Source organism: Hymenobacter profundi (assembly GCF_019334315.1).
GTDB lineage: Bacteria > Bacteroidota > Bacteroidia > Cytophagales > Hymenobacteraceae > Hymenobacter > Hymenobacter profundi.
In genome coordinates this window covers 1-10,132 of sequence record NZ_JAHWGL010000140.1, presented here as the reverse complement: position 1 = coordinate 10,132, position 10,132 = coordinate 1, and the positions used below count along the sequence as shown (strand labels likewise).

General features: G+C 58.4%; 9 protein-coding genes. 5 read left to right on the top strand and 4 right to left on the bottom strand.

Annotation, left to right across the window (positions count from 1 at the left end; all coding sequences use genetic code 11):
• Positions 1-74 precede the first annotated feature (74 nt).
• A complete protein-coding gene (locus tag KYK14_RS20475) occupies positions 75-452 on the top strand; it encodes a DUF423 domain-containing protein (protein WP_219161569.1) in 378 nt (125 codons plus the stop codon).
• Positions 453-533: 81 nt separating this feature from the next.
• Here the strand turns inward: KYK14_RS20475 and KYK14_RS20470 are convergent, their stop codons facing one another.
• The gene (locus tag KYK14_RS20470; protein ID WP_219161567.1) at positions 534-1,955 is read right to left on the bottom strand and encodes an amidohydrolase family protein; all 1,422 of its coding nucleotides are present in this window, start codon (positions 1,953-1,955) and stop codon (positions 534-536) included.
• Positions 1,956-2,107: 152 nt separating this feature from the next.
• Between KYK14_RS20470 and KYK14_RS20465 the strand changes: the two genes are divergently transcribed.
• Entirely contained in the window at positions 2,108-3,373 is a 1,266-nt protein-coding gene (locus tag KYK14_RS20465; protein ID WP_219161566.1) for a cation:proton antiporter domain-containing protein, read from the top strand.
• A gap of 17 nt (positions 3,374-3,390) precedes the next feature.
• Here the strand turns inward: KYK14_RS20465 and KYK14_RS20460 are convergent, their stop codons facing one another.
• From KYK14_RS20460 to KYK14_RS20450, 3 genes are all read right to left on the bottom strand, one after another.
• Positions 3,391-3,873, bottom strand: coding sequence for a DinB family protein (locus KYK14_RS20460; protein ID WP_219161565.1), 483 nt, complete (start codon positions 3,871-3,873; stop codon positions 3,391-3,393).
• 113 nt (positions 3,874-3,986) lie between these two features.
• The gene (locus KYK14_RS20455; RefSeq protein WP_219161564.1) at positions 3,987-4,487 is read right to left on the bottom strand and encodes a DUF1573 domain-containing protein; all 501 of its coding nucleotides are present in this window, start codon (positions 4,485-4,487) and stop codon (positions 3,987-3,989) included.
• A 298-nt stretch (positions 4,488-4,785) separates the two neighbouring features.
• The gene (locus tag KYK14_RS20450) at positions 4,786-6,213 is read right to left on the bottom strand and encodes an ATP-dependent DNA helicase (RefSeq protein WP_185283012.1); all 1,428 of its coding nucleotides are present in this window, start codon (positions 6,211-6,213) and stop codon (positions 4,786-4,788) included.
• Between the two features lie 319 nt (positions 6,214-6,532).
• Here KYK14_RS20450 and KYK14_RS20445 point away from each other — a divergent pair, with 319 nt between their 5' ends.
• From KYK14_RS20445 to KYK14_RS20435, 3 genes are all read left to right on the top strand, one after another.
• Entirely contained in the window at positions 6,533-8,038 is a 1,506-nt protein-coding gene (locus KYK14_RS20445) for an alpha-L-arabinofuranosidase C-terminal domain-containing protein (protein ID WP_219161562.1), read from the top strand.
• A gap of 35 nt (positions 8,039-8,073) precedes the next feature.
• Complete coding sequence (locus KYK14_RS20440; protein ID WP_246601961.1) at positions 8,074-9,045, top strand: hypothetical protein; 972 nt, start codon at positions 8,074-8,076, stop codon at positions 9,043-9,045.
• 179 nt (positions 9,046-9,224) lie between these two features.
• Positions 9,225-9,902 carry a response regulator transcription factor gene (locus KYK14_RS20435; protein WP_219161560.1) on the top strand — a complete coding sequence of 226 codons (678 nt, stop codon included), beginning with the start codon at positions 9,225-9,227 and terminating at the stop codon, positions 9,900-9,902.
• Positions 9,903-10,132: the final 230 nt, after the last annotated feature.

The window sequence follows — 10,132 nt, the reverse complement described above, 5'->3', positions numbered from 1 at the left end:
CGAGGTTTCTCCCGCTGGTCGAAATGACGCTCTCCCCACTCAATATTCAACACATACAACTCAACTCTCCCAACATGACTGCCCGACTTATTCTACAACTTGCCGCCCTGCTTGGCGCCCTAGGCGTGAGCATTGGCGCGTTTGGCGCGCACGGCCTGCGCACGATGCTGGAAGCCACCGGCCGCTTCGACACGTTTGAAACCGCCGTGCGCTACCAGTTCTACCACACGCTGAGCCTGTTGGCAGTGGGCATACTGCTGTACGTGCGGCCCGAGTTGCGCTTACTGGGCACCACGGCCGGGCTGTGGCTGGGCGGCATCCTGATTTTCAGCGGGTCGTTGTACGTGCTTTGCTTCACGGGTATCAAATGGCTGGGCGCCGTTACGCCGCTGGGTGGTCTGCTGTTTATTGCCGGCTGGATTACGCTGTTGTTGGCCGCTCGGCAACTGTAGGCGGCCACACTACGAATGCGAAGCCCCCTGCACGACCAGTTGCCAATACAACCGGTCGTGCAGGGGGCTTCGTGCTGCCAGCTAGTTCAGCCCTACCTTCCCCTTCACGGATTCAAACAGCTTTTTCGAATCGAACCCTACCCCTTGCTTGAACACGAGTTCCGTGTTGCGCACCTGGCGGATGTCCTGCTCCACGTCGCCAGCCACCAGCACTAGGTCGGCCTGCTTGCCTACTTCTACAGAGCCGATTTGGGCAGCCCGGCCGAGGTAGGTGGCACCGTTGAGAGTCGAAATCTTGATGGCCTGCACCGGCGTAAAACCAGCTTCGACCAGCAGTTCTATTTGGCGGCGGTTGGCGTAGCCGGCTACCGTGCGGCCGGCGCCGGTAGGGTCGGTGCCGGCTACCAGCAGGCCGCCGGCGTCGTAGAACATCTTTTCCCAAGCCATTTCCTTTCTGAACAGCGCCGCGCTGGCCGAGTCGCGGCCCTGGTTGCGCTGCCAGGTGGTTTGCTCGCGCTCCTGGAGCTGCGGAATCAGCGCCTCTAAGCCGCCACCCAGCACCACCTCGCGGCCGGTGTAGGGCTCAAACACGGGTAGGGTGGATGTGAGGGCCACCTTCTTGCTGATCAGAAACTGAATCAGTTCCTTCATTTCGGGGCTGTTCTCGGGCAAGTTTTGCAGGCCGCGGTGCGAGGTAGGGTAGTCGCACACATCGGGCTGGTGGTTGGGCTCAAAATCAGAGCTGGCCATGAAGCCGTGCTCCAGGTTGTCGATGCCCAACTCGGCGGCCTCGCGGTAGGTGATGGCGCACAGGTGGCCCGTTATTTTGAGGTGGCGCGGGTGCGCCACGCTTACCACGGCGGCCAGGTCGGCGCGGGTGGCGTGCATGTACATCTTGAACGACGTGCAGCCCCGATCGGCCCAGTAGGTGGCGGTGCGGGCGGCGTCTTCGGGGCCGTGCACCGTGTTCAGGGCCGGAATATCCATACCGGGCTCCTCAATGTAGGGCGCCGTCACGTCGATGCTCGGCCCAATGAGCTTGCCTTCCCCGATCAGGCGCTGGATGGCCAGGTCCGTTTGCGGCTCTACGCTGCCGGCCGTGCGGATGGTGGTAGCGCCTCCAGCCAGGTACAGGCGCGGAAACGAGTAGGGCATCTCGGCAATGTTGAATAAGCTGCCTGCCGGCATAGTGTAGTAGAGGTGCTCGTGTAGCATCACGAAGCCCGGTAGCAACGTTTTGCCCGCCCCACTGATAATTTCGGCCTCCTTCGGCACCTTCACTTTGCCGGCCTTGCCTACCTGCGTGATGCGGCCCTCCTGAAACACCACCGTCTGGTGTGCCTGCGCTGGCCGACCGGTACCGTCGATGAGCTTCACGTCGGTAATAGCTACCACGCTGGCTTTTACCTTAATATACTCGCTGACTTGCGGCGTGAACGTGGTTTGCGCGTGGGCCGACACGGCGAAGACAGTGGCTGAAAGAAGTAGAAGTCGTGCAAGCATAGGAAGAGGGATTTGGCGAGGAAGATAAGGAGCGGAACTCCAACCATGACAACCGACTCGGAACACTGCCACACCGCCACCGAATCAGATTGTGCGTAGAAGCCTACCACGGCTGTTTACAGGCCACCTCTTCTCTCGGCTTATCGGCTTACATGACCATTCCTGTTCTTATTATTTTACTGGGCTTCCTCATCTTTCTGGGGCACTACCTGGCGCAGCTGTTTGAGCGCACCCGCATTCCGGATGTGTTGGGTCTGCTGCTCGTGGGCGTGTTGCTGGGGCCCGTGCTGCACCTGTTAAACCCCGCAGATTTTGGGCAGGCCGGTCGTGTGTTCAGCAACGTGGTGCTGGTGTTCATTCTGTTTGAAAGCGGCCTGGAAGTGCGCTTCGAACAGCTGCGGGCGGCACTCCGGGGCACGTTGACCCTCACCACGCTCAACTTTATCGTTACTACGGCACTCATAGCGGGTCTGGCGCAATTGTTCACCCCACTCGATGTGCTCAGTTCCTTTATTCTGGGTTCTATTTTGGGAGGAACCTCTTCGGCAGTAGTGACCACCCTCGCCCGCCAAGCGGCCGTAGAGGAGCGCACAACGACTACCCTGGTCATGGAATCGGCACTGAGCGACGTGTACACGCTGGCTATTCCTATTGCCCTTATCAGCTTTTACACGGGCTCAGCGCTGACGGCTCGTACTATCTTCGACCATATACTGGCTTCCCCCGTGGTAGCAGTAATAGCGGGCGTGGGTGGTGGCTACTTGTGGTCGGTACTGCTGAACCGAATTCCTACCCTGCACAAAACCAGCTTCTCTACGCCCGCCTTCGTTTTTATTCTGTACGGCTTGGTCGAGCTACTAGAGTTCAGCGGTCCGATTGCCGTGCTGTTTTTCAGCATCACGCTGGGCAATGTGGCGCTATTGCGCCCTAAGCCCTTGCCCCACTACTTTACGCCGCGTCAGGTAGAGCTCACAGCGGCTGAAAAGGTTTTTTTCGCAGAAATCGTGTTTTTGCTACGCACTTTTTTCTTCGTGTACGTGGGTGCTTCCATTGTTTTCGACAATATCAACTTACTCCTACTCGGGGTAGGCTTCACGGTGCTACTATTTCTGGTGCGCATCCCGGTGGTGTGGCTGTCAGCCGATGCCACCACGCCTGTGTTAGACAAGTCGGTGATGAGCATTCTGATTCCGAAGGGACTGGGTGCGGCCGTGTTGGCTACCCTACCCTTACAGCGAGGCATGGCTACGGGCGCTGCTATTCAAACCATTGTGTTTGCCGTTATCATGGCTACCACTGTGCTGTGCACCATTCTTTTCTTCTTGCTTGAGAAAGGCTGGTTACTACCTTTTTACCGCTTGTTTTTCAAAGCACCGCCCGCCACCAACGCAGCCAAATCGTCGTCGCTACTACCTTGACTGGGGCGCCCAGCCTCCTACTTCCAGTTTTTCAGAAGCCGCCGCATCATTACAATCTCGCCGGTATGGTAGGCGGTGTGGTCGGCAATGAGTAGGGCCTCACGCAGTAGCGTTTGGCCGGTGCCGTGCGGAATGGGCGCCAGCAGATCCTGCGCGGGGTCGCGCAGCAGGGCGATGAACCGGTCCCGGTCTTCCCGGATTTGCGTGAGCGTTTGCTGCCATTGCTCCTCCGTGGCGTTGGCGTCGCGGGCGGGCCAGTACCCATCGGGCCACTTGGGCGACTCGTGCGTTTCCTGCATCGAAAATTCCAGAATATCCCACTGCGCAATGCGCACATGCTCAGCTAATTGCCAGATGGTATACGGCATTTCCGGCACGTGCCTATTGAAGACCAGCAGCGGCACATCGGCGCAGGCTTCTTCAAAGGTGATGTGGGCGTTAGCCTCTGTTAGCAGGCTGATTAAGTGGTCTACGAGGGCTTCGCGGGTGTTCTGTTCCATAGCTAAGAAGTTGAAGGAGTGTGAGGCAGTATACGCAAAAACTACCACGACAGAAACCAAAAATGGCCCGACTCATTTCTGAGCCGGGCCATTGGTAACCGCAAGCAGTTGTCTTACGACTTCTTCTTGGCTTTCATTTTAGCGTCGCCGATTTTGACTTTCTCCTTGCCATCGGTAGACATGGCAGAAGTGGTCATGGCGGCGGCGTCTTTCACCTCGCCTACCAACGATACCATGGCATTGCCAGCGGCAGAGTTCGACTCGATGGTCAGCACTTTGTTCTGCATGCCCATTTTGCCGGCGCTGTTGAATTTGGCCGTTACGGAGCCGGTTTTACCGGGCATCACCGGGTCGCGGGTCCAGTCGGGAGTGGTGCAGCCGCAGCTTACGCCGATGTTGGAAATCACCAGCGGCGCGGTGCCCGTGTTCTTGAACTTGAAGGTGTGTTCTACGATGCCGCCTTGCGCCACGGAGCCGAAATCGTACTTCGACTCTTCGAATTGAATATTGGGGCCGGCTACTTTAGCCTGGGCGTTGGCGGGGGCAACTGTTTGAGCCTGAGCCGCGAAGCCAGCCATCGACAGCGACAAAGCAAGGAAGAGTATCTTTTTCATGATGCTAGAACGTTTGGTAGGTAGCGTAGAACAAAGTTAAGATTTTCGCACTGACAGCCAAGAACTTTGCCAGTTTGGGGGTGTAACCAAGGTAGGGCGGCTGAAGTTCAGAAAGGTTGGTGTGTTGATGAGTTAATGTGCTGATGTGGTGATGCATTGTCATCCTGAGCGGAGCGAAGGACCTTTTCACGCAAGAACAACAGGCGTCACAACGACTCGTTCTACGGGCATAAGGTCCTTCGCAGGCTCAGGATGACAGACGCTTTTCACTTCACAAACTCACAACTTCACCATTTCCCTACTCTTCACTCTTCACATCAGCAATTAGCTTCTGGTTGAAATTCAACAAGAACAGCCGCTCCGAGGCGCGGGTGATGGCCGTGTAGAGCCAGCGCGCAAATTCGGAGTTCACCATATCCTCTTTCAGAAAACCGTGGTCGACGAACACGGCCTGCCACTGGCCACCCTGGGCTTTGTGGCAGGTGAGGGCGTAGGCGAATTTCACCTGCAAGGCGTTCAGGAACGGGTCTTTGCGCAGGGCCGCCGACTTATCGCGCTTGGTGGTGAGGTGGGCGTAATCTAAGCCCACGGCGTCGTAGAGGGCTTTGTTGCGGTCGGCGGGTAGGGCGGGGCTTTCGGTATGCAGGGTATCGAGCAGCAGCTTCACCTCCTGCTCGGGCTCGTCGGGGTAGTCCACGAAGCGCACGCGGGCGTCGGCAAAGTGAAACCCGAACTCCTCCGTGCGCCGCACGATTTTGGTGACCTGCACGAAGTCGCCGTTGGCCAGAAAGCCCATTTCCGAGTCGTTGGGCAGCCAGAAGTAGTTGTTGCGCACCACCATCAGGTAGTCGCCCGACTCAATCTCGTCCTCGGCCTCAAACAAAATGCGCCGGATGTACTGGTTGTACTGGTTGGCGTTTTTGTTGGAGCGGCAAATGATGGTGGTGTTTTCGTGGCCGAAGTTCTTGTAAGCCCAGCGCAGACCGTCTTCCAGCTTGTCGCCGCCCATCTTGAAAATGTCGCGGTAGCCGCTGGTAAAGAACTGAATATGGGGCGCTTCCTCGCGCAGTTCCTCGCGTAGGATGGTAGCATTCACCAAAATACCCGACTCCTCGGCCTGGCGCATCACCTGGCGCAGCTCCACCGAATCCACGGCGGCGCGGAAGCGGTGGCGCAGCAGTTCGGGGTCGAGGGCGGGGCTCAGGAGCTGGCCCACCGGCGGCAGCTGGGCCGTATCGCCAATGAGCAGCAGGCGGTTGGTGGGCTTCTCGAACACGTAGCCCAACAGGTCGTCGAGCAGACCGTTTTCGCCGAACGCCTTTTCATCGGAAATCATGGAGGCCTCGTCCACGATGTAGAGCATGTCGGCGGTGCGGTTGGGCTGGCGCTGGAAGTTGAGTCGGTCGGAGGCCGCGCCGCCGGTTTGCCGGTAGATTTTCTTGTGGATGGTGCTGGCCGCTACTCCCGAGTACACGCTCATTACTTTGGCCGCGCGGCCGGTAGGCGCCATCAGGGTGTACTTGCGGCCGCGCTGTTGGAGCCACTGCACCAAGGCGCTTACTACGGTGGTTTTGCCCGTACCGGCGTAGCCGCGCAGCACAAAGGCCTTGCGGCCGGGCAGCTCATCTTTCAGAAACACATCGAGCTTCTGAAAAAGCAGGGCCTGATCCTGGGTAGGCTCGTAGGGAAAATAGTCGCGGACGGAAGGAATTCTGACGGATAGCATAGGGGGCAAAGATACAACGCTGTTCTTGGCGACGGGGAAAGCACCGTTGTTGAGCAACCCGGTGAAACCCAGTATCCGTCCCCAACTTCTTGCCCTCCACACCAGCCGGCGTAACTTGGCGCGTTCAAGCACTACACTACCCTACTCCGACTAACTAAGAAGCTCCTGCTTGAACTAGTCAGGAACGGTGTAGAGACGCATACTTGCGTCTCGTCGTCCGCACCGCGTGGCCGTAATCGTTCAACGACGAGACGTAAGTATACGTCTCTACATCGTTCTACATACCTTTTTAGCTAACTTAAATAGCCTCTAAAAAAGCATGAAGCAGCCGTCGAGAAGACGATTCATCAAACAAAGCACGGGTGCCCTGCTCGGCACCATGGTTCCAGGGCCTATTAAGTACGTATGGGGTGCGCCCACTGCTACCCTCACGGTGCGCCCGGATCAGTCTTTGGGGGAAATATCACCCCTTATTTATGGTCAGTTCATCGAGCACCTGGGCAGGGCTATCTACGGCGGCATTTACGACGACCGCAAGCACCGTTTCCGGTCCGATGTGCTAGAGAAAGTGCGCGGCCTACGGACGCCGCTGCTGCGCTACCCTGGCGGCACCGTCACCAAGATTTATCACTGGAAAGATGGCGTGGGCAAGCATCGGCCGGTGCGCAAAAACCTGATTTGGGGCGGGCTCGACAACAACCACGTGGGTACGGACGAGTTTATGCAGTACTGCCAGCAGTTGGGGGCAGCGCCGTTTCTGACCGTGAATATGTCGACGGGTACGGCCGAGGAAGCCGCCGAGTGGGTGGAATATTGCAACGGCACGGGCACCTACTACGCCACCCAGCGCCAAAAAAACGGCCACGCCGCGCCCTACCAGGTGCGGTACTGGGGCCTGGGTAATGAAGAGGCCGCGAAGGAAGACGCTGGTACCCTGCAAAACCCGCAGGACTATATCAAAAAAGCCTGGTACTACGCCAAGCTGATGAAGCTGCAAGACCCGTCTATCCAGCTGATTATGGTAGGCGACAAGCCCGAATGGAATCAGCAGATCTTGCAGGAGCTGCACCCCATCTGCGATTACCTGTCGCTGCACCTCTACGCCAGCTCCAAGCCCGGCGACCCGGCCTCGCTGTTCACTTCCATTGCGGCCATGGGAGCCAGCATCAAAGCCACTGCTGTCCAGATTAAGGCCTATGCTCCGGCTACCGTTGAAGCGTTCAGCAAGTGGTACCGCTTTCCGCCGCGGCAGCAGCCGGTGAAGATTGCCATTGATGAATGGGGCATTTGGGAAGCCGGGGGCCGCGGGGCCTATAAGCTGGAAATGGATTACACTTGGAACCACGCGCTGGGTGTGGCGGCTTTCCTGAACATGTTTCAGCGCCACGCGGCAGCTATTGGCCTGGCTACCTGGGCGCAGACCGTGAACGTGCTGGCCCCCATCATGACCAACGAAACGACCAGCATCTGCCAAACCATTTACTACCCCTTGGCCTTGTACCGCAAGCTGTGTGGCCCTACCAGCGTGGCCGTCACAATTGCAGGCGCGGAGCATCTGGATGTGGCCGCCTCTACCGACGGCAAGGCGCTTACCGTGGCCATTGTGCAGCCCAACGGCCAAGCCACCGATATCCGGCTTGACGCGCCTACCACCGGCAGCTGGACGGCCCACGAGCTAACGGCTCCTTCCCTAGAATCGATGAACACGCTGCAAACGCCCGACACGAACGTGGTCAGCTACCAGAAGCGGGCCCTACCCTCTGGCACCACCACCTACACCGTGGCCGGGCACAGCATTGTGCTGCTGCAAGCGCCGCTTCGGTAACCGGGGCCGTATGTGTTGCTACTTCCACTAAGCTTATGGTATTTTCTGCTCCTACGCGTGCGTTGCGCTATCTAGTTGTAGCGGTGCTGCTGTCTGCCTGCGCCGGCGCGCGGCAATCGGGGCAGTCGTTGCGCGTGGAAGCGGGCTACTGCGACCCGCCCCACCTGATTACCGACGACCCGGCTTTCCTACCCCTACCCAACCTACAGCCCCTGCTGCGCGACAGCCTGCTAACGAAGCGGTTTTCGCAGCGCAGCTTGCTGCTAGCCAATGCGGCCGGGGTGCTGCCGCAGCTGCACGAGCTAGTGCGCCTGGAGCGCGCCACGCCCACCAGCAATGCCCGTAGCGAGCAGTATCAGGCCCAGCAGCAACGGATTCTAACCCGCTTGCTCCTCCTTTCTACCACCATTGCCAGCGTGGCCGCCGAGCTGGACTGCGAGGGCGAGCGGGCCGACCAGGTAGCCAGCTACCTCACCGAGCACACCAGCCGGCGCGAGCAGCGCCTCACGGTGCTTTCCATTGCTGTGGGGGCGGCTTCGGGCATTGCCACTACCGTACTAGAGGGGCGCACGGGGCAGTATGCTTTTGGCATTGGGGGCGGCCTGGCCACGGCCGTGCTGGGCGTGCTCACGCTCACCTCAAACCCCACCGTGCTCTTCACGCACCCACGCAATTTGCTGGCCGATATCTGGCGGGAAGCGCCGCAGTCGAGTGCCTACCCGCCGGCGGTGTGGTATGTGCTCACGGAACCGGCATTCAGCAATCAGGGACAATCGTCGCTGGCGCACAATGCGCGCCGCCGCTGGCAGCACTACGGCCAGCTGGAGCGCCCCGACTCCCGCAAGGGTCGGGCGCAGCTGGAATTGCTCTTCGGTGGAGGCGGGCACTACGACGCCAACGCCCTGCACCTGCGGGCCGATATGCTGAACGAGTTGCAGGCCTCGGTGCGCCTGATCGACCAGGATTTGCGGGGCTTGTTGCAAGAGCTGACGCCGCCTGGGCAGTAACGACGGTTGGCGCCAACGGCCGGTTCTTCTGCCCCAAAATCTTCTGCGCGCAACTCTAATGGCCCTCTAATGTTAGACTTCCCACTACCGCGTACCTTTGTCAGGAAGTCATGTGGCGATGATAGTCAGTGTTTTGCAGATTAGTATCGCCTATTTGCTATTGTAGCTGTAGCTAGCCTATGAAGATTCTATTGGTAGAAGATGAGCTGAAGGTGGTCACGGTCCTGAAAAAGGGATTCGAGGAGGAAGAGTACGAGGTAGATGTGGCCTTCGACGGCAAAACGGGTCATTTGATGTCGCTGAGCAATCAGTACGACATCATTGTGCTCGACATCAGCCTACCCATCTTCAATGGCTATGAGCTATGCGAGTTGATTCGGCGGCGCAACGTGCACGTGCCCATCCTCATGCTTACGGCCCTAGGCACTACCGACAACAAGGTGGAAGCCCTGAACCTGGGCGCCGATGATTACGTGGTGAAGCCCTTCGAATTCAAGGAGTTGCTGGCCCGCGTGCGGGCGCTCACCCGCCGCGCCAACCCCGACTACGGCCCTACCCTGCTGCAAGCCGACAACCTGGAGCTGAACACCCTAACTAAGGTAGTGCGGAGCGGCGACACCCAAATTAGCCTCACAGCGCGGGAGTTTTCGTTGCTGGAACTGCTGCTGCAACACAAAAACGAAGTGCTTTCCCGCACCTACATTGCCGAGCAGGTGTGGGCGCTCAACTTCGATACGGGCACCAACGTGGTGGATGTCTACATCAACTACCTGCGCAATAAAATCGACAAGCCCTTCAAGCGCCGCCTCATCCAAACAGTGGTAGGCATGGGCTACAGTCTGCGGGATAGTGAGTAGTGAAATGGTGAAGTTGTGAGTTTGTGAAATGGTGAGTGAGAATACGGCTGTCATCCTGAGCATTCCGCGCATCAAGCGGCGACGAAGGACCCTCTCACGCTAAAACGACCAACGTTGCAACGACTTGTTCTGCGGGCATAAGGTCCTTCGCACGCTCAGGATGACAGCCGTATTCTCACTCACCATTTCACAAACTCACAACTTCACCATTTCACCCATGACCATCCGAA